Here is a 23978-nt window from a genome sequence, read left to right as displayed (position 1 = left end):
CCCCCTCAGAAACGGATAGATATCGCCTCGAATCCGGATAGATGCACCGCACAGAAAGGCTTTCAATCAGGTCGTGCCTAAAACTACAAAAAGGGTGTACCTGATGAACAGCTCTAGAAGCATTGCGCAGTGGCAAGATTACATTCAGGGTTGCCTGGATTTTCGGCCGGCTGAAGGTATTTACCGTGTCGCCCGTGACATGTTCACAGAGCCGGAACTGTTCGACCTGGAGATGGAGCTGATCTTCGAGAAGAACTGGATCTACGCCTGCCACGAGAGTGAAATCGCCAATCCCAATGATTTCCTGACGATGCGCGCAGGTCGTCAGCCGATGATCATCACCCGCGATGGAAGCAATCAGCTCCACGCGCTGATCAACGCTTGCCAGCACCGGGGCGCGACCCTGACTCGCGTCAGCAAAGGTAACCAATCAACCTTCACCTGTCCGTTCCACGCCTGGTGTTACAAAAGTGATGGCCGCCTGGTCAAGGTCAAGGCTCCGGGGGAATACCCGGAAGGTTTCGACAAAGCAACCCGCGGCCTGAAGAAGGCCCGGATCGAGAGCTATAAGGGCTTCGTCTTTATCAGCCTGGACGTCAATGGCAGCGACTCGTTGGAGGACTACCTCGGCGATGCCAAAGTGTTCTTCGACATGATGGTCGCGCAGTCTCCGACCGGCGAACTGGAAGTACTGCCCGGCAAGTCGACCTATAGCTATGACGGCAACTGGAAACTGCAGCACGAAAACGGCCTGGATGGTTATCACGTCAGCACCGTGCACTACAACTACGTCTCCACGGTGCAGCATCGCCAGCAAGTCAACTCGGCCAAGGGCGGCGGCTCCGACACGCTGGACTACAGCAAGTTGGGCGCCGGAGATGCCGAAACCGACGACGGCTGGTTCTCGTTCAAGAATGGCCACAGCCTCTTGTTCAGCGACATGCCCAACCCGACTGTACGCGCCGGGTATGCCAGCGTCATGCCGCGTCTGGTGAAGGAATACGGCCAGCAACAAGCCGAGTGGATGATGCATCGTCTACGCAATCTCAACATCTACCCAAGCCTGTTCTTCATGGATCAGATCAGCTCGCAGCTGCGTATCGTGCGCCCAGTGGCCTGGAACAAGACCGAGATCACCAGCCAGTGCATCGGCGTCAAGGGTGAGTCCGACGCAGATCGGGAAAACCGGATCCGCCAGTTCGAGGACTTCTTCAACGTTTCAGGCATGGGCACTCCCGACGACCTGGTGGAGTTTCGCGAAGCCCAACGCGGATTCCAGGCCCGCCTCGAGCGCTGGAACGAAGTGTCCCGCGGCAGTGAGAAATGGGTCGAAGGCCCCACCCCGAACAGCGAGGCTCTGGGCATCAACCCGGTACTGACCGGCACCGAGTTCACGCATGAGGGGCTCTACATCAATCAGCACGGATCCTGGCAGCGCTTCCTTCTGCAAGGTCTTGCACAAAAAGCCCTGAAGTTGAAGGAGGTGTGAAATGAGCGCACTACAACATTCCGTCGAACAATTCCTCTACCGCAAAGCCGAGCTGTGTGATCAGCAGGATTGGGACGCCTACATCGCCCTGTTTGATGAACAGAGCGAATTCCACCTGCCGCAATGGGAGTCGGAGCATGTGTACACCACCGATCCCAAGCGCGGCATGTCGCTGATTTACTACTCGAACCGCTCCGGCCTGGAAGACCGGGTATTTCGTCTGCGCACAGGCAAGTCGGCAGCTTCAAACCCGATGCCGCGCACCTTGCATCAAATCAGCAATGTGCGAATCAAGGAGATCGATAACGGCTTGCTTGAAGTCAAGGCCGCCTGGGTCACGCTCTACACCCGGCAAGGGCTGTCCGAGCAGTTCTACGGCCATGTGACCTACCACCTCAAAGCGGACGCAGACAGCTGGAAGATCACCCGCAAGCACATCGTGCTGCTCAACGACACGATCAACTCAGTGCTTGATTTCTATCACCTGTGAACTGTGGGGCACGCTGTCATGAACCATAAAGTCGCTTTCAGCTTCGCAGATGGCAAGACCTCGTTCTTCGAGGTCAAGCCCAACGAACTGCTGCTCGACGCCGCGCTACGCAATGGCGTGAACATCCCGCTGGACTGTCGCGAAGGTGTCTGTGGCACTTGCCAGGGTCGCTGCGAATCAGGCCAATTCACTCAAGACTACGTCGATGAAGAGGCTCTTTCCGAGCAGGATCTGGCGCAACGCAAAATGCTCTCTTGCCAGACCCGCGTGCAATCGGATGCGTCGTTCTATTTCGACTTCGATTCGAGCTTGTGCAACGCTGGCGCAACCCGGTTACTGCAAACGGTGATCACCGGTGTAGAACAGGTGTCGGCCACCACGGCGATCCTTCATCTGGACGCTTGCGCCCACCAGCAGCAATTGGACTTTCTTCCGGGGCAATACGCTCGACTGCATGTACCGGGCACCAGTGAGTGGCGCTCCTACTCATTCGCCAACCGCCCCAACCCCACCAACCAATTGCAGTTTCTCATCAGGCTCCTGCCTGATGGCGTGATGAGCAACTTCATCCGCGAGCATTGCCGCCCCGGTCAAGTACTCGAGCTCGAGGCCCCATTGGGGAGCTTCTATCTACGTCAGGTGACCAAACCTCTCGTACTGGTGGCAGGAGGAACCGGCCTGTCGGCCTTCCTCGGGATGCTTGATAACATTGCAGAAAAAGGTGGCTGCGGGCACCCGATCCAACTGTTCTATGGCGTCACGCAGGACAATGACCTGTGCGAAACTCAACGCCTGGCTGATTATCGCGACCGCATCGCCGACTTCGACTATCACCTTGTGGTTTCGAAACCCTCCGTGGATTGGCAAGGTAAAACCGGGTGGATTCCTGATCACTTCGACCGTCAGTCGTTCGACGCCAACCCATTCGACATCTACCTGTGCGGTCCTCCGCCCATGGTCGACGCGATTAAAACCTGGTTCAACGATCAGAAGATCGAGCAGTTCCAGATGTATTACGAGAAGTTTATCGATAGCAATTCCAAACATTGAGCAACAGGGAAATATCCGGAGAGGCATCCAGATATTTCCCTGATTTTTTAATCTGCGAGCTTTGGCATGCACTAGACGCCATCATCCGCTGTCTTGTCCGTGACGATGAGGGGCTCGATGCCCCAGTCGCCAGACAAATACCAATCCTCTCCGAACATCTCGGCCGGATGCATCGTACGGTCGGAGCCATTGCCGCATGCCAGGGACTTGGCCGGACAATACCGGTCACATCCCCAACAGATCCGCTCGGGGTGCTTGGGGTTGACGGGGAAGTTCTTGGCCATTTCGATCTCCGGTCATTGAGAGACGTTCTTCCAACCTACAGCCTTTGTGCAAAACCATCCTTGATGGATATCAAGAATCGACATCGAGCGACTGCCCTCCCTATCGCGATCCTGGAGCTAAGCTTCTAACGGTTTAATTGATCAAAACTTGATAACAATCATTATTGTTCGCAGCAAAGCTTCCTAGACTCGGGTTCCTACTCGTCAGTGCCCAGGAAGACATTATGCGTACCCACCTCTCACTCGCCCTGCTCTTGCTCGTACCGCTGGCTCACGCAAAGGAATACCCGATCGGGGAGCCACAGCTGTGTCAGGGGCTGGAAGTCGGGGCGGTGTATCTGCAACCGATCGAAATGGCCCCGGCTGGCATGATGCGCGCTACTGTCGATTCTGATGTTCACCTGGAAGCCGACATTCGGGCCACCGCGGACAATCGACAGGGCTTTCAGGAAGGCAGTTTCGTGCCTTACCTCAATGTCTCGTTCAACTTGAGCAGAGCGGGTAACCCGGACGAAATCAAGGGCGACTTCCATGCCATGGTCGCCAATGACGGCCCGCACTATGGCGACAATGTGAAGCTGCTGGGGCCGGGCAAATATCGGCTGACGTTCACCGTGCTACCACCCACCGGTCACGGCTCCCTCGGGCGTCACACCGATAAGGAAACCGGTGTGGCGCCCTGGTTCGAACGCTGCGAACTGCACTACGAGTTCATCTACGCCGGCATCGGTAAAAAAGGCGGCTATTGAATGAAGCGCCTGCATCTTGCCTGGCTGATCGTGGCCGGAACAGTTGCGCCGTTGACGGCCCATGCCGAGTTGCCGAGCTTTGAGCTGACCCTGCGCGATGGCCACTTCTCCCCTGCCTTGCTTGAAGTCCCGGCCGGACAGCGCTTCAAAATCGTGCTGAAAAACGTCGGCCAAGGTCCGGCCGAGTTCGAGAGCACGCCGTTGCGGGTTGAAAAAGTACTGTCGCCGGGCGTGACAACCTTCGTCGTCATTCACCCGCTCAGGCCCGGCCACTATCCCTTTTTCGACGAGTTCAATCCGCAATTGCCCGAGGGCGGCATCCTCGCGAAATAACCTGTTAGCGCACGGAGCTTCCATGAATCAATCAATGTTCATCGTCTGGCGCGAAAGCGTCGAGGCGTTGCTGGTGATCGGCATTCTCCAGGCCTGGGCCAGCCAACAAGGCCAGCGTCATCGCTTGGTCAAATACCTGTGGGCGGGTGTGATGCTGGGGTTGATGCTCTCGGGCCTGCTGGCGGTGTTGATTCTGTTTGCCGGTGAGGCCATGAGCGGGTCGGCCAGTGAATGGTTCCAGGCCGCACTCGCACTGTTTGCCAGCCTGTTAATGGTGCAAATGGTCGGCTGGATGCACCGTCACGGGCGCACCCTCAACCACGATTTGCGACGTCACGCCGATAGCCACCTGGCCCGCCAAGGAGGCGCAGGTCTATTACTGCTGGCCATGCTCGCGATCAGCCGCGAAGGCAGCGAAACGGTGGTATTTCTCTATGGCGCCGGCGCCCGGTTGCGAGGTCCGCAGCTCGGTTTGTTTGCCGTCGGCGGCGTGTTGGGGCTGGTGCTGTCCGCGCTGACCATTACGCTGCTGCACAGCAGTCGCCGCTTCATTTCATGGCAACGATTCTTTGCCCTCAGCGAAGTCATCTTGCTCATGCTCGGCGCGGGGTTGCTGGTCAGCGGCACCGAGCGAATCGGCGGCCAACTGCTCGCCCTGGATGTGCCGGACGTGGTTTACAGCCTCGTAGGCGAATCGCTTTGGGACAGCAGCGCTTGGCTGAGCGACAGCCATGGATTGGGTGGCTTTCTGGCCAGTTTTGTCGGTTATCGCGCAACGCCCAGCGGCATGACCTTACTGGTGTGGGTCGGTTACTGGCTGGTCGTCAGCGCCTGGCTACGCCAACGGGCTGCGGAGAAAGTCCCATGCCTGACCTGAGCCGGCACAATCGATGGCTCCAGCGCCTGGGTGACGGGATGCGTCGCCATGCGTCCGTCATCCGTGCGCTGCAGTGGACTGTCGTAGTGTTTTACGCAGTGCTGTTGGTGACCCCGGCGCTGTTGCCGTTGCCGGACAGCCAGGCACGGATACTCGACAACCTGACCTTGCTCGCGCAGTTTTTATTCTGGGGAATCTGGTGGCCGTTCGTGTTGCTGTCGATGGTGTGCTTCGGTCGACTCTGGTGTGGCGTTCTGTGCCCGGAAGGTTCGCTCAGCGAATGGGCCAGTCATTACGGCAAAGGCCTGGGTGTGCCGCGTTGGTTGCGTTGGGGCGGTTGGCCCACATTGGCGTTCTGCCTGACGACCCTCTACGGCCAATTGATCAGCGTCTATGACTACGCCCAGGCCGCACTGTTGATTCTGGGTGGCTCGACCGTCGCAGCGGTCATCGTCGGGTTGTTGTTCGCCCGGGGCAAGCGGGTCTGGTGCCGTTACCTGTGCCCGGTCAGCGGGGTTTTCGCCCTGCTCGCAAGGCTGGCCCCCGTGCACTTTCAGGTCGATGAGCAACGCTGGATAGAGAATGCCGCGCCACGCCTGCCGCCCCCCAACTGCGCTCCCCTGCTCGATATCCGTCGCCTGCAAGGCGCCAGTGATTGCCACGCCTGCGGACGCTGCAGCGGGCAACGCGGCGCCGTGCAGCTGATCGCCCGCTCCAGCAATCAGGAGATTCTTCACGCAACCGCGCAGGCGCTGTCCCCTTGGGATACACGCTTGCTGCTGTTCGGCGTGATCGGCTTGGCCATGGGCGCGTTTCAGTGGACGGTCAGCCCATGGTTTATCGCCCTCAAACAAACCCTGGCCCAGTGGCTGGTGGAACACAACCAGCTCTGGGCCTTACGGGACAACGCCCCCTGGTGGTTGCTGACCCATTACCCGCAACTCAACGACAGCTTCAGCTGGCTCGACGGCTTCAGCATTGTCGCTTACTTGAGTGTGAGTTCGATCATGCTCGGCACGGCGTTGATGCTGCTCCTGTGCCTGACGGCCCGACTGGCGCGAGATCGCGCACTGTATTGGCCTCTGGCGCTGACACTCACGCCTGTGGGTGGTGCCGGACTGTTTCTCGGGCTGTCGGCCACCACCGTCAAATTACTGCGTTATGAAGGTCTGCTGCTGGAGTGGGTACAACCCGCCAGGGCCTGCCTGCTATTGGCCGCCATGGGGTGGAGCCTGCTACTGGGTTGGAAACGGCTGAAACACGAAGGTATTCCCCTGGCTCGGCGCGTGTCGGGTGGAGTTTGCCTGTTCCTCGCCAACGCCCTGATCGGGTTTGGCTGGTGGTTGCAGTTCTGGGGCTGGGCTTGAGTTTCCCCAGCCCCCGTTACCCCCGCAGCACGAAGGCTGGGAACAACTCGCGCATGGCCTCCCACAACTCTGGCAACAAGGCTTGTGCCGAAATGCTTGGCAGTAGCGGATCGAACATCCGCTCAGTGCGGACCAGTTGCACGGCGAAGCGTTTGACGCCGAGCGCACTCAAGCGTTTTGCCAGGATCAGCAGACGCGCCGGCTCGAACAGATGCCAATGCACTGTGGTGCGACATTCGTAGTCCACACCACTGGCCAGCAGATGCTCAAGGCTGCGCCAGTTAGCCGTTCCACTGCCCTCGACCCGGGTAATGGCCAGGCAATCTTCGGGCAACGCCTTGACGTCGAAACCGACCCAATCCGCGCCCGTGAGTGCCTTGGCGAAGGCGGCAGGCTTGATGCCGGCGCTGTGCAAGCCGATGCGAAATCCCATCGCCCGCACTTCATCCATGGCGCCGAGCAAGCCGTCCTGCAGGGTCGGCTCACCGCCGCTGAACACCACGGCATCGAGCAGGTCCTGACGACGTTGCAGAAACACCAACACCCGCCGCCAATCCACTTCCTCACTGCCACGAGGCGGAATCAGCTGCGGGTTATGACAGTAACGACAACGCCAGGCGCAACCCTGGCAAAACAGCACGCAGGCGAGCTGTCCCGGATAGTCGATAGTGGTCAGGGGCACCATGCCCCCGACCCGAAGCATTCGACTCATTGGCGCCCGGCCAGGGCTGCGCCTTCAGTGAAGTGCACCCGCTCGCGGTGCTCCGACTGTTTACCTGGATTGAACGCTGACACAGGACGGTGATAGCCCATCACGCGGGTCCAGATTTCGCAGCGTTGGCGTTGAGCCTGGGGCAGAGTTTGCGATGCAGTCATGGTGAAGCTCCTTGCGGTTGAGTGGATCAAAATCAATGAACGGTGCCAGCCTTCTGTTCTTGCAACAGCAGGGCCTCGTCGCATTTGGGGCAGAACTCATGTTCGCCATCGAGGTAGCCGTGCACCGGGCAGATGGAGAACGTCGGGGTCACGGTCAGGTACGGCAGGCGGAAACGTCCAAGGGCCTTGCGCACCAGTTGCTTGCAGGCCTGCACCGAGGAAATCCGCTCGGCCATGTACAGGTGCAAGACCGTGCCGCCGGTGTATTTGCATTGCAGTTCGTCTTGAAGTTCCAGGGCCTCGAAGGGGTCTTCGGTGTAGCCCACGGGCAGTTGCGAGGAGTTGGTGTAATACGGTGCCTGCGCACTGCCCGCCTGGAGAATGTCCGGATAGCGCTTGAGGTCTTCCTTGGCGAAGCGGTAGGTGGTGCCTTCTGCCGGTGTCGCTTCCAGGTTGTAGAGATGACCGGTTTCCTCCTGGAAACGCAGCAAGGTGGCGCGCACATGGTCCAGCAGATTCAGGGCAAACTGTCGGCCATGTTCGGTGTGCATGCCCTCCTCGTCGCCAGTGAAATTGCGCAGCATTTCATGCAGGCCGTTGAGGCCGATGGTGGAAAAATGGTTACGCAAGGTGCCCAGGTAGCGCTTGGTGTAAGGGTACAAACCGGCATCCATGTGGTGCTGAATGACCTTGCGCTTGACCTCCAGGCTCTCCATTGCCAGCTCCATCAGCGTGTCCAGGCGTCGCAACAAGCCACTGGTGTTGCCCTTGAACACATAGCCCAGGCGTGCACAGTTGATGGTCACCACGCCGAGCGATCCGGTCTGTTCCGCCGAACCGAACAAGCCACCGCCGCGCTTGAGCAACTCGCGCACATCGAGCTGCAACCGGCAGCACATCGAACGCACCTGATTGGGCTGCATGTCCGAATTGAGGAAGTTCTGGAAGTACGGCAAACCGTAACGCGCCGTCATCTCGAACAGACGGTCGGCGTTGTCACTGTCCCATGGAAAGTCATGGGTGATGTTGTAGGTCGGGATCGGAAAGGTGAACACTCGCCCTTTCGCGTCGCCAGCCTGCATCACCTCGATGTACGCGCGGTTGAGCAGGTCCATTTCGACTTGCAGATCACCATAGGCAAACGGCATCTCCTCACCGTCGATGACGGGTATCTGCTCACGCAAATCCTGCGGGCAAACCCAGTCGAAGGTCAGGTTGGTGAACGGCGTCTGGGTGCCCCAGCGCGACGGCACATTGAGGTTGTAGATGAACTCCTGGATCGCCTGGCGCACCTCCTGGTAACTCAGCTGGTCCTTGCGCACGTAAGGCGCCAGGTAGGTGTCGAATGAACTGAACGCCTGGGCACCGGCCCATTCGTTCTGCAGGGTGCCGAGAAAATTCACCATTTGCCCCAGGGCACTGCTCAAGTGCTTTGGCGGACCGGCTTCGACACGCCCCGGCACACCGTTGAGCCCCTCGTGCAACAGAGTACGCAGCGACCAACCGGCACAGTAACCGGCGAGCATATCCAGGTCGTGCACATGCAAATCCGCCTCGCGATGGGCCTGGCCGATGGCCTCGCTGTACACCTCGTCCAGCCAGTAGTTGGCGGTGACCTTGCCCGACACGTTCAACACCAGCCCGCCCAGGGAGTAGCCCTGATTGGCGTTGGCCTGGACCCGCCAGTCTTCACGGTCCAGGTATTCATTCATAGAAGTCGCCACCTCGACCATGGTCCGGCGGTCGCGGCGCAAACGCCCGTGCTGTTCGCGGTAGACGATGTAGGCGCGCATGGCGAAGAAGTAACCGGCATCCATCAATACCCGTTCGACCCGATCCTGAATCTGCTCGACGTGCAACCTTGGCAGCCCTTCCAGTCGGGCGAGTACCGCCTGAAGCAAGCCTTCAACCTCAACCTCGGTGTACTCCCCAGTCGCCTTGCCGGCGGCGATCAATGCCTGGCGGATCTTGTCGGCATCGAAGGCGACCAGACTGCCATCGCGTTTGTGCAAGCGGTTACATCCCACTGAGATCAGCGTGCTCTGCATTTGGCCTCCAGATACTACATATAGATGTTCAGACACAATCAAACACAACATGCAGTGAAGACTACGGACAAAGTGCTGTTCTGCAATTGATCGACATCAAGATTTGCCGGTGAAAAAAAACGCCCGAAGGCGGTGAAGGAAAAATCGGTGCGAACACTGTGGCGAGGGGGCGTGCTCAACCGCCACTCATGTTCATGAACCGCACAATCTGCACCTCCCCTTCGGGGTTGAAGTCGTGGCGCAATGGCTTGCCGCGCAAGGCCTTTTGCACCGCATTGATCAGCGGCTGGTCGTCCAGCGGATAACGCCGCAGCAATCCGCGCAAGTCCAGCGCGTCTTCCTGGCCAAGACAGAGCAACAGCTTCCCTTCAACGGTCATCCGCACCCGGTTGCAGGTGCCACAGAAATTGTGACTGTTGGGTGAGATGAAACCGATCCGAGTCTCGGGATGGCGTTCCAGGCGCACATAGCGCGCCGGTCCGCCGCTGTTTTCAGTGCTGTCGAGCAACCGGTGACCACTGGCGATCAGCGCCCGGACCTCATCGCTGGAACAAAACGATTCGCCCCGGGAACGCCCGACATCACCCAAGGGCATTTCCTCAATGAAACTGATATCGATGCGCTGATCGATGGCGTACTGCACCAACGCCGGGACTTCATCGAAGTTGCGCCCCTTCATCACCACGCAGTTGAGCTTGATCCGCTCAAACCCTGCGTCCCGCGCGGCTTCAATGCCACCCAGCACCTGATCGAGATCGCCGTTGCGGGTGATTGCGCGAAACTTCTGCCCGTCCAGGCTATCGAGGCTGATGTTCATCCGCTTGACGCCTGCCTCCGCCAACGGCCGGGCCAGACGGCCCAGCTGCGAGCCGTTGCTGGTCATCACCAGTTCGCGCAAACCGGGCAATGCGGCGATGTTGCGGCACAGTTCGACAATGCCCGGACGAATCAGCGGCTCACCGCCGGTGAGGCGGATTTTGCGGACGCCCAACCCGACGAACAGCGTTGCCAGGCGCTGCAATTCCTCCAGTGTCAGGACCTGCTGACGCGGCAGGAAGGTCATGTTTTTCGCCATGCAATACACACAGCGAAAATCACAACGGTCCGTCACCGACATCCGCAGATAATCGATCTGCCGTCCAAAACCATCCTGCATGACAGCGTTCATCACATCTCCCGGTTTGTCTCGATGCTCACTGCACCAGCGGTGAGTCGGCGCCCTGCAAGTGGATGCCACGAATATCCGCCGCTCCGATCAGGGTTTGCAGATACTGCACCAGCGCTTTTTGCCAGACGCCCTGCTGCAACTGCGTGCGGATCGCCGTCGACACCACTTCATAAGGCAACGGCATGCCTTCAATCCGCTGATCGACACTCACCACATGCCAGCCGTAGCGACTTTCCAGCGGTTTACTGGCCAGGCCGGGCGCCAGCGTGAACAGCTGACGCTCCAGTTCCGGCACGGTCTGGCCCTTGCTGATCTGCCCCAGAGAACCGCCTTGAGCCTTCGACGGGCAGGCCGAATATTTCACCGCCAGCTCGGCGAAACTGCCGGGGAAATCCTCCAGACGTTGCAGCAATATCTCGGCCTGAGCATGCGCAAGGCTGCGAGCCTCGACATCATCCGGCGCGCACTCGAGCAGGATGTGTCGCACCGCCAGCAACGGCGCGCTGTGAAAGCGCCCGCGATTGTTTTCGTAGTAGCGCAGGCTGGTTTCCTCGTCGCACTGCGGCACGTGCACCTCGCGTTCGAGCAACAAACGCGTGGCCGCTTCTTCTTCGTTCTCACCAGCGCCGATCTCCAGCGCCAGGCCGAGTTCGGCAATGCGCTGCTGCAACAATTCGCGGATCACCAGTGCCCTGGCGGCCAGATAGACCGCCTCTTCACGGCTTTCGGCCGGGTGATATTGCAGCTCCTGGGCCATTGCCTCAGGCGTGATCGACACCCCGTTGACGCTGATGATCGGCCACTCCTGTTCGCTGCTGGCGATCAACTGCACCGGGGCGTCCTCGGCCGCCGCCGGCTCGACCGGCAGTGCTTCAAACTGCGCGATGTCGACAACTTCCGGTACCGAAAGCTCTGCATTTTTAGAAGAACCGCAGCCACCGCTGCCGCCGTTACCGCCGCCACATCCACATCCACCTGACATGATGTTCTCCTCAGACTTTCTGCCGAACGATTTGATAACGACGCCCCAGGTACCAGATCGGTGCACTGACGATGTGTACGAGACGGGTGAAGGGGAACAACACGAACAGGGTCAAGCCGAGAAACACATGCAGCTTGTAGGTCAGCCCGACCGGCGCAATGGACGCCGCCGCTTCCATCGGCCGCAACAGCACGGTGTTCTGCGCCCAGTCGGCGAGCATCACCATCACCGAACCGTCCATGTGCGCGGTGGACGCTGCAATCGTCAGCAAACCGAGCAGCAACTGCACCAGCAGCACCAGCAGAATCAAAATGTCCGAAGCGCTGGAGGCGGCACGTACCCGAGGATCGGTGAGCCGCCGATTGACCAGCATCAGCAAGCCGATCAGGCACAGCAGGCCGAAGAGCCCGCCGGAGACCATCGCCAGCAACTGCTTGTTCTCGGTGCTGATCACATGGTGATAAACCGATGCAGGCGTCAGCAGGCCGACGAAATGCCCGGCCAGTACAAACAGCACACCGATGTGGAAGAGGTTGCTCGCCACGCGCATGCCGCGCTGGTTGAGCATCTGGCTGGAGCCAGCCTTCCAGGTGTACTGCGACAGATCGAAACGGGCCCAACTGCCAATCAGGCAAATCGCCAAAGCGACATAGGGATAGATCCCGAACAACAACAGGTTCCATTTAGACATTGCCTACCTCCTTGGCTGGCACGGTGGCCAACCCTTCATGCTGAAAATCCACCCAGTGCAACGGCACGGCGCTTTCTTCCCGGGCCTTGCCCGGGGCGCCAGGCAACGAACTGCAACGGTCTTGCTGTTCGGCCTGGAGAAAGTCCACGGCCTCCTCTTCCCAGATCTTGTCGAGGGCTTCGAGGGAGTCGTCGCGCGGTTCCGCCGCCACCTGCGCCCGCAGGTCGGCCACCGCCTGATGCGGCTCGGCCCCGGCGATTTGCAGCAACGCCCGGAAGCAACTGGCATAGGCGCTTTCGCGCTCTTCCAGACGCGCCGCGAGCAAGGCCAGCAAGTGCGAAACATCCGCCAGGCCCTCGCGGGCCTCGAGGTCTTCGCGGGTGGACAGGAACTCCAGGTACAGCGGGATATAGTCCGGCAGCTCCTTGACGCCGATGGCAAAACCGGCGGCTTCGTATTGCGCCATCATGTCGACCATGGCCTGGCCACGATCGCGGGATTCGCCGTGCACATGCTCGAACAACAGCAACGACAGCGAACGCCCCCGGCCGAACAGCGCGCCGTAGTGCTCCTGCCCGTCCATCAGGTCATTGGCGCAGATCAACTCCAGCAATTCGAACAACGCACCGCGCTGTTTAGGGCTGATTTCCCGTGACTGGATAATCGCTTGCTCCAGTTCGTCGCGCCCGCCAATCAGCGTCTCGGTCGGATAGTCGAGCAGCAGCGAAATCACTTTGAGAATTTGCATGCTCATTCCTCCCACAACTGGACGGTTTTCAGGACGTCGCGGCGGTTGGCTTTCTTCGCACCGAACATGTTGGTGTCGGAGCTGCCGCTGCAACCGCTGCCGAAACTGAAGCCGCAACCGGAGCGCTCGGCAAAGGCGTCGCTCATGGCGTCTTCACGGTGGGCACTCGGTACCACAAAGCGGTCTTCATAGTTGGCAATCGCCAGGTAGCGATACATCTCTTCGACCTGGGCCACGCTCAAGCCGACGTCCTTCAACACTTGCAGGTCCTGAACGCCATCGACTTGCTCGGAACGTTTGTAGGCGCGCATCGCCAGCAAGCGTTTAAGTGCGCGCTTGACCGGTTTTTCATCGCCCGCTGTCAGCAGGTTCGCCAGGTACTTCAGTGGAATACGCAGGCTGTCGACATCCGGGATCACCCCGTTCATGCCCACGGTGCCGGCAGTGGCGGCGTTCTGGATCGGCGACAGCGGCGGCACGTACCAGACCATCGGCAAGGTGCGGTATTCCGGGTGCAGCGGCAGTGCGAGTTTCCAGTCCACGGCCATTTTGTAGACCGGCGAACGCTGGGCGGAATCAATCACCGACTGCGGTACGCCATCGGCCAGGGCCTGGCAAATCACTGCCGGGTCATTCGGATCGAGGAAGATCTCCAGTTGTTTCTCGTACAGGTCTTGCTCATTGGCGGTGCTCGCCACTTCGCTGATGCGGTCGGCGTCATACAGCAGCACACCGAGGTAACGGATACGCCCGACACAGGTTTCGGCGCAAACAGTCGGCATCCCGGCTTCGATACGCGGGTAGCAGAAGATGCACTTCTCGGACTTGCCGCTTTTCCAGTTGAAATAGATCTTCTTGTACGGGCAGCCGCTGATGCACATCCGCCAGCCACGGCATTTTTCCTGGTCGATCAGCACAATGCCGTCTTCTTCACGCTTGTAGATCGCCCCGCTCGGGCACGACGCTGCGCACGCCGGGTTGAGGCAGTGCTCGCACAGGCGCGGCAAATACATCATGAAGGTGTTTTCGTATTCGCCGTAAATGTCCGCCTGGATCTTGTCGAAGTTCTTGTCCTTGCGGCGCTTGGCGAATTCGGTGCCGAGGATTTCTTCCCAGTTCGGGCCCCATTCGATTTTCTCCATGCGCTTGCCAGAGATCAGCGAACGCGGGCGCGCAGTGGGCTGATGCTCGCCCAGCGGCGCGGTATGCAGGTGCTGGTAATCGAAGTCGAACGGTTCGTAGTAATCGTCGAGGCTCGGCAGGTCCGGGTTGGCGAAAATATTCGCCAAGACCCGGAATTTACCGCCGATGCGCGGGTTGATCGTGCCGTTGGCATTGCGGATCCAGCCGCCCTTCCACTTGTCCTGGTTTTCCCATTCTTTCGGGTAACCGATGCCGGGTTTCGATTCGACGTTGTTGAACCAGGCGTATTCCATGCCTTCGCGGCTGGTCCAGACGTTCTTGCAGGTAATCGAACAAGTGTGGCAGCCGATGCATTTGTCCAGGTTCAGGACCATGCCGATTTGTGAGCGAATCTTCATCTCAGTTCTCCTCGATATCGGTCGGCAGAGGACGCGGCAGGTCATCGCCGTTTGAGCCATCGAGCCAGTCGACTTTGGCCATTTTGCGTACCACGACGAATTCATCGCGGTTGCAACCGACCGTGCCGTAATAGTTGAAACCGTAGGCCTGCTGCGCATAGCCACCGATCATGTGGGTCGGTTTGAGCACCACGCGGGTGACCGAGTTGTGGTGGCCGCCACGGGTCTTGGTGGTTTCCGAACCAGGCACGTTCACGATCCGTTCCTGGGCGTGGTACATCATCACCATGCCGTCCTTGACCCGCTGGCTGACCACCGCTCGTGCGGTCAGCGCGCCGTTGGCGTTGAAGCATTCGATCCAGTCGTTGTCTTCAATGCCGGCGCGTTTCGCGTCGTTCTCCGAGAGCCAGACAATCGGCCCGCCGCGGCTGAGGGTCAGCATCAGCAGGTTGTCGCTGTAAGTGCTGTGGATGCCCCATTTCTGGTGCGGAGTAATCCAGTTCAGGACGATTTCGGTCTCGCCGTTGCTGCGCTTGCCTTTCACCCCTGCAATGGTGCGGGTGTTGACCGGCGGGCGGTAACTCATCAGTTGCTCGCCGAATGCCTGCATCCACGGGTGATCCTGGTAGAACTGCTGGCGACCGGTGATGGTGCGCCATGGGATGGCTTCGTGAACGTTGGTGTAGCCGGCGTTGTAGCTGACGTGATCGTCTTCGAGACCCGACCAGGTAGGGCTGGAAATGATCTTGCGCGGCTGCGCCTGAATGTCGCGGAATCGGATCGCCTCGTGTTCCTTGGATAACGCCAGGTGGCTGTGATCGATGCCGGTAAATTCCGACAACGCAGCCCAGGCCTTGACGGCGACATGGCCATTGGTTTCCGGCGCCAGGGACAGAATCACTTCAGCAGCATCGATCGCCGAGTCGATTTTCGGCCGGCCATGACTGATCCCGGCAGCCCCTTCGCGGTGATTGAGCGCACCGAGGAATTTCACTTCGGCGTCGGTGTTCCAGTTGATGCCCTTGCCACCGTTGCCGTGTTTTTCCAGCAATGGTCCCAGCGAGGAAAACTGCTTGTAAATGTTCGGGTAATCACGCTCCACCACATGCAGGTTCGGCGCGTTCTTGCCTGGCACCGGGGCCACGCCGGCGCTTTTCCAGTCGGTGCCGCCAAAAGGTTGAGCCAGTTCACCGACGCTGTCGTGCATCAGCGGGATGGTCACCAGGTCCTTCTCAACGCCCAGATGCCCTTCAGCCACGCTGGAAAAGGCCTTGGCGATGCCTTTGTAGATTTCCCAGTCGGAACGCGATTCCCACGCCGGGTCGATGGCGGCCGACAGCGGGTGAATGAACGGGTGCATGTCCGAGGTGTTCATGTCGTCCTTTTCGTACCAGGTCGCGGTCGGCAAGACGATGTCGGAATAGACGCAGGTCGAGGACATGCGGAAATCCAGCGTGGTGACCAGATCGAGCTTGCCGATGGCGCCCTCGTCCACCCATTCGGCTTCTTCGGGTTTGCAATCCCCGACCTGGCCGATGTCTTCGTTCATCACCCCATTCTTGGTGCCGAGCAGGTACTTGAGCATGTACTCGTGGCCCTTGCCCGAGGAGCCCAGCAGGTTGGAACGCCAGATAAACATGTTGCGCGGGAAGTTCACCGGGCTGTCCGGCTGTTCGCAGGAGAAGCGCAGCGAGCCGTCTTGCAGCGACTTGACCACGTAGTCTTTCGGGTCCATGCCGGCTGCCGCGGCATCGCGGCAAATGTGCAGCGGGTTGGTGTTGAGTTGCGGTGCGCTGGGCAACCAGCCGGCGCGTTCGGCACGGATGTTGTAGTCCAGGGCATGCTCGGGAAACTGTGATTTATCGGCCAGCGGCGAGAGCACGTCGTGCATGCTCATCTTCTCGTGGCGCCATTGCGAACTGTGGGCGTAGAAGAAGCTGGTGCCGTTCATCTGCCGTGGCGGACGGTTCCAGTCCAGGCCGAACGCCAGGGGCAGCCAGCCGCATTGCGGACGCAGTTTTTCCTGACCGACATAGTGCGCCCAACCGCCACCGGTCTGGCCGACACACCCGCAGAGCATGAGCATGTTGATCAGCCCGCGGTAGTTCATGTCCATGTGGTACCAGTGGTTCATCGCCGCGCCGACGATGATCATCGAGCGCCCCTTGGTCTTGTCGGCGTTATCGGCGAACTCGCGGGCGATCTGGATCGCTTTCTCGCGGCTGACGCCGGTGATCTGCTCCTGCCAGGCCGGGGTGCCGGGTACGCTTGCGTCGTTGTAGTCCTTGGCGACGTTAGCGCCACCCAGGCCACGATCGATCGCCAGGTTGGCGGCCGACAGGTCGAACACAGTGGCGACTTTGGCCACACTGCCATCGGCCAGTACCACGTTGTGCACCGGCACGCGGCGGTATTGCACGGCATCGCCAGCGACGTGCTGGAAGTGTTCGTGGGACTCGCCAGCGAAATACGGGAACGCCACTTCGGCGACGTCATCGCCGATCAGGCTCAGCTTCAGATCGATCTCACGCCCTTCGCCGCCTTCACGAGGCAGGATGTTCCACTTGCCCTTCTCGCCCCAGCGATAACCGATGGAGCCCTGAGGAGAAACCAGTTCACCGCTGACATCCAGCGCGATGGTTTTCCATTCCGGGTTGTTTTCCTGGCCGAGGTTGTCGGTAAGGTCCGAGGCGCGCAAGAAACGGTCCGGCTGGTAACCGGCGCCCGGCGCCTTGTCGACCATTTGTTTGAGCAGCACCAGCACCGGCAAATCGGTGAAGCGCTTGGCGTAGTCGGTGAAATACGCGCTCGGTTTGTCCAGGTGAAACTCTTTGAAGATCACATGATTGAACGCCTGGGCCAGCGCCGCATCGGTACCCTGCTTGGGGTTGAGCCACAGGTCTGTGAGCTTGGCGACTTCCGAGTAGTCGGGGGTGATGGCGACGGTCTTGGCGCCCTTGTAACGGACTTCGGTAAAAAAGTGCGCATCGGGGGTACGGGTCTGCGGGACGTTGGAGCCCCAGGCAATGATGTAGTTGGAGTTGTACCAGTCGGCCGATTCCGGCACGTCGGTTTGCTCGCCCCAGACCATCGGTGAGGCCGGTGGCAAGTCGCAGTACCAGTCATAGAAACTCAGGCACGCACCGCCGATCAGCGACAGATAACGCGAACCCGCGGCATAGCTGACCATCGACATGGCCGGAATCGGCGAGAAACCGACGATCCGGTCTGGGCCGTATTGCTTGATGGTGTAGACGTTGGACGCGGCAATGATCTCGTTGACTTCCTCCCAGTTGGAGCGAATGAAGCCCCCCATGCCGCGCTTGCTTTTATAGGAGTCGGCCTTGGCCTTGTTCTCGACAATGCTGGCCCAGGCTTCCACCGGCGCCATGGTCTGCCGCGCCTCGCGCCAGAGCTTGAGCAACGGCTTGCGGATTTTCGGGTACTTGAGGCGGTTGGCGCTGTAGATGTACCAGCTGTAACTGGCGCCACGCGGGCAACCGCGGGGTTCGTGGTTAGGCAAATCGTTGCGGGTGCGCGGGTAATCGGTCTGCTGGGTTTCCCAGGTGATCAGGCCGTTCTTGACGTAGATTTTCCACGAGCACGAGCCGGTGCAGTTCACCCCGTGGGTGGAACGCACGATCTTGTCGTACTGCCAGCGCGAACGGTAGACGTTCTCCCAGTCGCGAGACTCTTTGCGAGTCTCTCCATGACCATCGGAAAACTCGTTTTGCTTGCGATTGAAAAACCGCAGTTGATCCAGTAAATGACTCACGGTGTGTCCTCTCAGGCTTGCTGCGGGGTTCTGCGCCCCGCCCACGCAATGGTTGGATTCAGGTCGTCTCAGCAGGGTGTCGCGGCGCCTTTGCGCGCGTACCACCACCAGGTCACCACGATGCAGCTCAGGTAAAAAACGACGAACATGTAGAAGGCCATCTCAGGGCCGCCGGTCTGGGCCATCGAAGTGCCGAAGGATTTGGGAATGAAGAACGCACCGAAGGCGCCCATGGCCGAACTGAAGCCCAGGACGGCGGCCGATTCCTTGCCGGCATCCTTGAGCGCCTGTTCACGCACGGCTGGCGATTTCCCGGCCGAGGCTTTTTCGTGCTGCGTGCGGAAGATCACCGGGATCATCCGGAAGGTGGAGCCGTTGCCCACGCCAGTGGTGATGAACAGCAGCATGAACAAGCCGAGGAAGCCGTAGAAGCTGCCGCCCGCGCCGTTCTGCGGCAAGAAGTGCATCACGCCGAAGACCATCGCGATCATCGCCACGAAGTTCCACAGGGTCACTTTCGCGCCACCGAGCTTGTCCGCCAGCCAGCCGCCCAATGGCCGTACCAGCGCACCGACCAATGGGCCAAGGAAGGCGAATTTCAAGGCAATGACATCCGGAAAGGAGGTTTTGATCAGCAGCGGAAACGCGGCGGAAAAGCCGATGAACGAACCGAAAGTCGCCAGGTACAACCAGCACATCAGCCAGTTGTGCTTGCGCTTGAAGATCACTGCCTGTTCGCTGAACGAGGCCCGGGCGCTGGACAGGTCATTCATGCCGAACCAGGCCAACACCGTCACCAGGACGATAAATGGAACCCAGATGAAGCCGGCGTTCTGCAGCCACAATTGACCGCCGTCCGGCAACGCTTGCGACGAGCCGCCCATGAAGCCGAACACACCGAAGGTAATCACCAGCGGCACACAGAACTGCATCACCGAGACGCCCAGGTTGCCCAGTCCGGCGTTGAGGCCCAGAGCTGTGCCCTGCTGGGACTTGGGATAGAAGAAGCTGATGTTGGACATGCTCGAGGCGAAGTTGCCGCCACCGAAACCGCAGAGCAAGGCAATCAACACGAACACGCTGTATGAGGTGCTCGGGTCCTGCACGGCGAAGCCCATCCAGATCGATGGCAGCAGCAGCGACGCAGTGCTCAGGGCGGTCCAGCGCCGGCCGCCGAAGATCGGCACCATAAAGGAATAGAAGACCCGCAAGGTCGCACCGGACAGCCCCGGCAATGCCGCCAGCCAGAACAGTTGGTCGGTGGTGAAGCTGAAGCCGATGGCGTTCAAGCGCACAATCACCGTGCTCCAGACCATCCACACCGCAAAGGCCAACAACAGCGCAGGAATGGAAATCCACAAGTTGCGAGTGGCGGTCTGTTTGCCGCTACTTCCCCAGAACGCGGGGTCCTCGGGGCGCCAGTCATGAATGACCGGGCCTTTGTCAGGCGTTTGCAGAACGGACATGTTCTTCTCCTTGGGCAATGCTGGAAATCGGGGACGGGATCAGCAGCGGCTCTTTACCAAGCACCGGGCTTTTGCGTATTTCGCTGAAGTACATCCAGGTGAGGGAGACCCAGACCACGCCGTACATCAACATGAAGCAGGAAGAACGCACGCCGGTGAGGTCCACCAGGGCGCCGAACAGGATCGGCAGCACAAAACCGCCCAGGCCACCCGCCAGGCCAACGATGCCGGACACCGCGCCCATGTTTTTCGGGTATTCATTGGCGATGTATTTGAAAACCGAGGCCTTGCCGAATGCGAAGGCGATGCCCATGACGAACAGCAGCACGGTGAACAACGCGGGGCTCAGGCCAATGTGGAAATCCAGCGGACCGTCGATGGTCTGCACTTGCAGTTGGGTCTGGGGATACGAGAGCAGGAACAGGCAGATCCAGCTGACCCACAACACCCACCAGGTCACGCTTTGCGCCCCCCAGCGATCCGACATCCAGCCGCCGACGGCACGCAGTACGCCGCCGGGCAGGGAAAAACAGGCCGCCAGCAGCGCCGCGCTTTGCAGGCTGAAACCGTATTCCTGTACGTAGTACTTGGTCATCCACAGTGCCAGGGCGACGTAGCCGCCGAAGACGATCGAGTAGTACTGGCAATAGCGCCACACCGCAGGATCCTTCAGCGAGCGCAGTTGCTCACGCAAGCTGGCGCCCGTGGCACTGCGATGGCCCTTGTTTTCTGAGGTCAGGAACCAGAACAGCAGCGCAGTGATAAACAAGATCGCACTGAAGACTTTCGGCACCAGCTGCCAGCTGCCGGCGGCGATCAGCGCCGGGGCCAGGAACTTGGTCACCGCCGACCCGGCGTTACCGGCGCCGAAGATGCCCATGGCGAAACCCTGGTTCTCCTTGTCGAACCATTTGGCGACGTAGGCAATCCCAACGGAAAACGAGCCACCGGCCAGGCCGACGAACAAACCCAGTACCAGGAACTGCCAGTAGGCGGTGGCGTGACTGATCAAGTACAGCGGCGTGACGCAAGTCAGCATCAGCAGGAAAAACACGCTGCGCCCGCCAAATCGGTCGGTCAGCAACCCCAGCGGCAAACGCACCAGCGAGCCGGTCAGCACCGGGGTCGCGGCCAGCAGGCCGAATTGGGTTTCGTTGAGCTGGAGCAATTCCTTGATCGGCACGCCGAGCACGGCAAACATCATCCAGACCATGAAGCACACAGTGAAGGCCAGCGTGCTCATGCCCAGCACCAAGCCTTGTCGTACACGCGGTTGGGTCACAATGCTCTCCCGTCAATTAGCCATGGCGGCAGACTAGAGAGGCAAACCCCGCAAAAACTTGACCCAGGTCAACGATGCCCATGTGGGCCTAAGCCTATGCTTAGCCCGCCTACCTCCAATGAGGTAGTGCTAGAAAACCTTGAAAACCTTTATTTATCAGCTTGTTAAGGGTTTCAACCCACGCTTTTGCCGACAAGGAACTGTCGACAACTCTTTAGAGGTAGCTCGCCCAGGAACGGCGGCAAAACCCCACGCTGGAACGTGCATGCTCTGTTTTCTTATCGCTTTCCCGGACCTGCGCCGATGATCCGCTGGTTGCGCAGCTCCCTGCCCGCTCGCGCCGGGCTGGCGGTGATCCTGATCGCCGTGCTGGCGCTCGCCAGTTCATTGAGCGCCGGGCTGATCGCCTGGTTCAGCCAGGGCGATGCCGCTGCCATCAACACCGCAGGCTCGGTGCGCATGGAGACCTATCACCTGAGCTGGAAGCTCGCCGCTGGCGTCGCCGACGAAGAAATCACCACCATCATCGACAGCCTGCAAAACCGCTTGGACAGCCACTCTCTCAAAGCGGTACTGGAAGATGGCCCGACCACCGCATTGCAACTCAGTTATGGGCAAATCCAGCAACACTGGAATGAGGATTTGCGTCCGGCACTGGAGCGCGGCGATGCGGCGGCCTTTCAGGCCCAGGCGCAGTCCTTCGTTGAGCAACTGAACCAGTTCGTCGATCTGTTGCAACGCCAAAGCGAACAAAAGCAAGGCTGGCAACAGGCGATCCAGGGCCTGGCCCTGTTCACCACCATGATCGTCCTGCTGCTCGGGCTCTACGAACTGCAGTACGGCGTCGTTACCCCTTTGAAGGAGTTGGTGGATGCAACCCAGCGCTTTCGTCGCGGCGACTTCAAGGTGCGGGTCAACCATCAGTCCGAGGATGAGCTGGGCCAGTTGGCCATGAGTTTCAACACCATGGCCGAGACGATCGAAGAGTCGCATCGCACCCTGGAAAGTCAGGTCCGGCAAAAAACCCTGAACCTGCAACAAGCCAATGCCGCCCTGGAGCTTCTGTATCAAAGCAGCCGAAGCCTGGCCACACGCCTGGCCAATGCCGAAGGCCTGGATGAGTTGATTCGGCGCTTCCAGCAACGCCTGCCCGGCTTGCGCCTGTCGCTGTGCCTGCAGGGACAGTTGCAGGCACCGGCCCAGCAGCTGCTCGCCCTGCATGGCGCGAACATCCGGGAAGTCTGTGCCAGCAGCGACTGCGCCACGTGCCAGCGACACCCTAAAACCAACCCGCAAATCTTCAGCATCAGCAACCAGGGCAGTGAACTGGGGGAACTCAAGGCGCACTTTGTCGACGGGCACCCCATGCAAGCCTGGGAAACCCAACTGATCCAGGCCCTGGCCAATCTGATCGGCACCTCGCTCTCGCTCAAGCGTCAACGGGAACAGGATCATCGCCTGCTACTGCTCGAAGAACGCACGATCATCGCCCGCGAGCTGCACGATTCACTGGCCCAGGCCCTGTCCTACATGAAGCTGCAAGTCAGCCGCATGCAGACCCTGATGCGCCGGGGCGAACCGGTCCAGACCCTGGAAACCGTCACCAGCGAATTGCGCGAGGGACTGAACAATGCCTATCGCCAGTTGCGCGAGTTGCTGACCACGTTTCGCTTGCAGATTCACGACGCGGGACTGGTACAGGAACTCAAGGACACGGCCGAGGAGTTTTCCCGTCGCGGAGAATTCCAGGTGCACCTGCACGTCGACACGCTGGCCTTTCAACTATCGGCCAGCGAACAAATCCACATTTTGCAGATCACCCGCGAGGCGCTCTCCAACTGCCTGCGCCACGCCCATGCGCAAAACGCCTGGCTGCAACTGCGCCAGGATGGCGAGACCGTCAGGTTGTCGGTCGAAGACGACGGGCGTGGGTTCAGTGGCAACGTCGACCAGCGCGAACACCACGGCCTGAACATCATGGATGAGCGGGCTCGCAGCCTGCGCGGCCAACTGCAGATATTTTCCAGGGAGCCCCAAGGCACCCGTGTCCAACTGGAATTCCACCCGGAGTTTCTCGGGCAGCAAACAGAAGGTAGCGCCACATGACCCTGTCCCCACAACACAAAATCCTGCTGGTAGACGATCACCCGATGATGCGTCACGGCATTCGCCAGATGCTCGAACTCGAAGATGATTTCCTGATCGTCGGCGAAGCCAGCCAGGGTGAAGAAGCACTCAGTCTCATTGAGCCGCTTCAACCGGACCTGGTTTTGCTCGACAACAACATGCCGCAAATGAATGGCATCGAAACCCTGCGCCGACTACGAGCCATGCACTACACCGGCAAAGTGCTGCTGTTTACGGTATCGGACGCCGAAGACGATATTCGCGATGCACTGCGCCTGGATGCCGACGGCTATCTGCTCAAGGACATGGAGCCCGAACTGTTGATTCAGTACATCCGCGATGCCCTGAACGGCGCGCTGGTGATCAGCCCGGGACTGACCCAAGTCATGGCGCAAGCACTGCGTGCTCCTGCGCGTCAGGCCGTGGTGGAACTGACCGAGCGTGAGCGTCAGGTGTTGAAAACCATCGCCAGCGGCTTCAGCAACAAGGTCATCGGGCACAAACTGGGCATCACCGAAGGCACGGTCAAGGTTCACGTCAAAAACCTGTTGCACAAACTCGGCTTGCGCTCACGAGTAGAGGCGGCGGTGTGGGCCATGGAACATCTGCGCAACGCCGGCTGACGGGTATTCCTC

General features: G+C 59.8%; 21 protein-coding genes. 9 read left to right on the top strand and 12 right to left on the bottom strand.

Annotated elements, in window-relative coordinates; translation table 11 throughout:
• The first annotated feature begins 103 nt into the window (after window positions 1–103).
• From antA to antC, 3 genes are read left to right on the top strand one after another with little or no spacing between them, the layout of a single operon-like run.
• Complete coding sequence (gene antA / locus LOY28_RS11940; RefSeq protein WP_086945715.1) at window positions 104–1489, top strand: anthranilate 1,2-dioxygenase large subunit; 1386 nt, start codon at window positions 104–106, stop codon at window positions 1487–1489.
• 1 nt (window position 1490) lies between these two features.
• The gene (antB, locus tag LOY28_RS11935) at window positions 1491–1979 is read left to right on the top strand and encodes an anthranilate 1,2-dioxygenase small subunit (protein ID WP_018927825.1); all 489 of its coding nucleotides are present in this window, start codon (window positions 1491–1493) and stop codon (window positions 1977–1979) included.
• Between the two features lie 18 nt (window positions 1980–1997).
• Window positions 1998–3029 (top strand): anthranilate 1,2-dioxygenase electron transfer component AntC, encoded by a 1032-nt coding sequence (antC, locus tag LOY28_RS11930; RefSeq protein ID WP_064617268.1) that lies wholly within the window; start codon window positions 1998–2000, stop codon window positions 3027–3029.
• 71 nt (window positions 3030–3100) lie between these two features.
• Here the strand turns inward: antC and LOY28_RS11925 are convergent, their stop codons facing one another.
• Complete coding sequence (locus LOY28_RS11925; RefSeq protein ID WP_018927823.1) at window positions 3101–3313, bottom strand: DUF3079 domain-containing protein; 213 nt, start codon at window positions 3311–3313, stop codon at window positions 3101–3103.
• A gap of 224 nt (window positions 3314–3537) precedes the next feature.
• On the opposite strand from LOY28_RS11925, the gene LOY28_RS11920 reads away from it, so the two are divergent.
• The 4 genes from LOY28_RS11920 to LOY28_RS11905 are packed head-to-tail and all read left to right on the top strand — an operon-like array spanning window position 3538 to window position 6639.
• Window positions 3538–4062 (top strand): iron transporter, encoded by a 525-nt coding sequence (locus LOY28_RS11920; RefSeq protein WP_018927822.1) that lies wholly within the window; start codon window positions 3538–3540, stop codon window positions 4060–4062.
• Window positions 4063–4395 (top strand): cupredoxin domain-containing protein, encoded by a 333-nt coding sequence (locus tag LOY28_RS11915; protein WP_192351189.1) that lies wholly within the window; start codon window positions 4063–4065, stop codon window positions 4393–4395.
• Window positions 4396–4417: 22 nt separating this feature from the next.
• Window positions 4418–5272 carry an FTR1 family protein gene (locus LOY28_RS11910; RefSeq protein WP_026286551.1) on the top strand — a complete coding sequence of 285 codons (855 nt, stop codon included), beginning with the start codon at window positions 4418–4420 and terminating at the stop codon, window positions 5270–5272.
• On the top strand, window positions 5260–6639 hold the full coding sequence (locus tag LOY28_RS11905) for a 4Fe-4S binding protein (protein WP_258613889.1): 1380 nt from the start codon (window positions 5260–5262) through the stop codon (window positions 6637–6639). Before LOY28_RS11910 ends, LOY28_RS11905 begins: the two co-directional genes overlap by 13 nt.
• A 16-nt stretch (window positions 6640–6655) precedes the next feature.
• Here the strand turns inward: LOY28_RS11905 and LOY28_RS11900 are convergent, their stop codons facing one another.
• The 11 genes from LOY28_RS11900 to LOY28_RS11850 form a co-directional block, all read right to left on the bottom strand.
• Window positions 6656–7351 (bottom strand): anaerobic ribonucleoside-triphosphate reductase activating protein, encoded by a 696-nt coding sequence (locus LOY28_RS11900; RefSeq protein WP_173861141.1) that lies wholly within the window; start codon window positions 7349–7351, stop codon window positions 6656–6658.
• Entirely contained in the window at window positions 7348–7515 is a 168-nt protein-coding gene (gene nrdD / locus LOY28_RS11895) for an anaerobic ribonucleoside-triphosphate reductase (RefSeq protein ID WP_028940864.1), read from the bottom strand. Before nrdD ends, LOY28_RS11900 begins: the two co-directional genes overlap by 4 nt.
• 32 nt (window positions 7516–7547) lie before the next feature.
• Window positions 7548–9563 carry a ribonucleoside triphosphate reductase gene (locus LOY28_RS11890; RefSeq protein ID WP_258613888.1) on the bottom strand — a complete coding sequence of 672 codons (2016 nt, stop codon included), beginning with the start codon at window positions 9561–9563 and terminating at the stop codon, window positions 7548–7550.
• Window positions 9564–9738: 175 nt separating this feature from the next.
• Window positions 9739–10731: a GTP 3',8-cyclase MoaA gene (moaA, locus tag LOY28_RS11885; protein WP_028940866.1), complete on the bottom strand. Its 993-nt coding sequence runs from the start codon at window positions 10729–10731 to the stop codon at window positions 9739–9741.
• 25 nt (window positions 10732–10756) lie between these two features.
• Window positions 10757–11713, bottom strand: a complete 957-nt coding sequence (locus tag LOY28_RS11880; RefSeq protein ID WP_018927814.1) for a peptidylprolyl isomerase — start codon at window positions 11711–11713, stop codon at window positions 10757–10759.
• Between the two features lie 10 nt (window positions 11714–11723).
• Window positions 11724–12404: a respiratory nitrate reductase subunit gamma gene (narI, locus tag LOY28_RS11875; RefSeq protein WP_018927813.1), complete on the bottom strand. Its 681-nt coding sequence runs from the start codon at window positions 12402–12404 to the stop codon at window positions 11724–11726.
• Window positions 12397–13152 (bottom strand): nitrate reductase molybdenum cofactor assembly chaperone, encoded by a 756-nt coding sequence (gene narJ, locus LOY28_RS11870; RefSeq protein ID WP_018927812.1) that lies wholly within the window; start codon window positions 13150–13152, stop codon window positions 12397–12399. The genes narI and narJ overlap by 8 nt, the downstream gene beginning before the upstream one ends.
• 2 nt (window positions 13153–13154) lie before the next feature.
• Entirely contained in the window at window positions 13155–14693 is a 1539-nt protein-coding gene (narH, locus tag LOY28_RS11865) for a nitrate reductase subunit beta (protein WP_258613887.1), read from the bottom strand.
• A 1-nt stretch (window position 14694) separates the two neighbouring features.
• A complete protein-coding gene (locus tag LOY28_RS11860; protein ID WP_018927810.1) occupies window positions 14695–18468 on the bottom strand; it encodes a nitrate reductase subunit alpha in 3774 nt (1257 codons plus the stop codon).
• Window positions 18469–18536: 68 nt separating this feature from the next.
• Window positions 18537–19934 carry a NarK family nitrate/nitrite MFS transporter gene (locus LOY28_RS11855; RefSeq protein WP_018927809.1) on the bottom strand — a complete coding sequence of 466 codons (1398 nt, stop codon included), beginning with the start codon at window positions 19932–19934 and terminating at the stop codon, window positions 18537–18539.
• A complete protein-coding gene (locus tag LOY28_RS11850) occupies window positions 19912–21216 on the bottom strand; it encodes a nitrate/nitrite transporter (protein WP_018927808.1) in 1305 nt (434 codons plus the stop codon). Before LOY28_RS11850 ends, LOY28_RS11855 begins: the two co-directional genes overlap by 23 nt.
• 303 nt (window positions 21217–21519) lie before the next feature.
• Here LOY28_RS11850 and LOY28_RS11845 point away from each other — a divergent pair, with 303 nt between their 5' ends.
• A complete protein-coding gene (locus LOY28_RS11845) occupies window positions 21520–23322 on the top strand; it encodes a HAMP domain-containing protein (RefSeq protein ID WP_018927807.1) in 1803 nt (600 codons plus the stop codon).
• Window positions 23319–23966, top strand: a complete 648-nt coding sequence (narL, locus tag LOY28_RS11840) for a two-component system response regulator NarL (protein WP_028940874.1) — start codon at window positions 23319–23321, stop codon at window positions 23964–23966. The genes LOY28_RS11845 and narL overlap by 4 nt, the downstream gene beginning before the upstream one ends.
• Window positions 23967–23978: the final 12 nt, after the last annotated feature.

Origin of the sequence: Pseudomonas sp. B21-017, assembly GCF_024749245.1 — a bacterium.
Classification (GTDB): Bacteria; Pseudomonadota; Gammaproteobacteria; order Pseudomonadales; family Pseudomonadaceae; genus Aquipseudomonas.
This window is presented reverse-complemented; position numbering and strand designations above follow the sequence as displayed.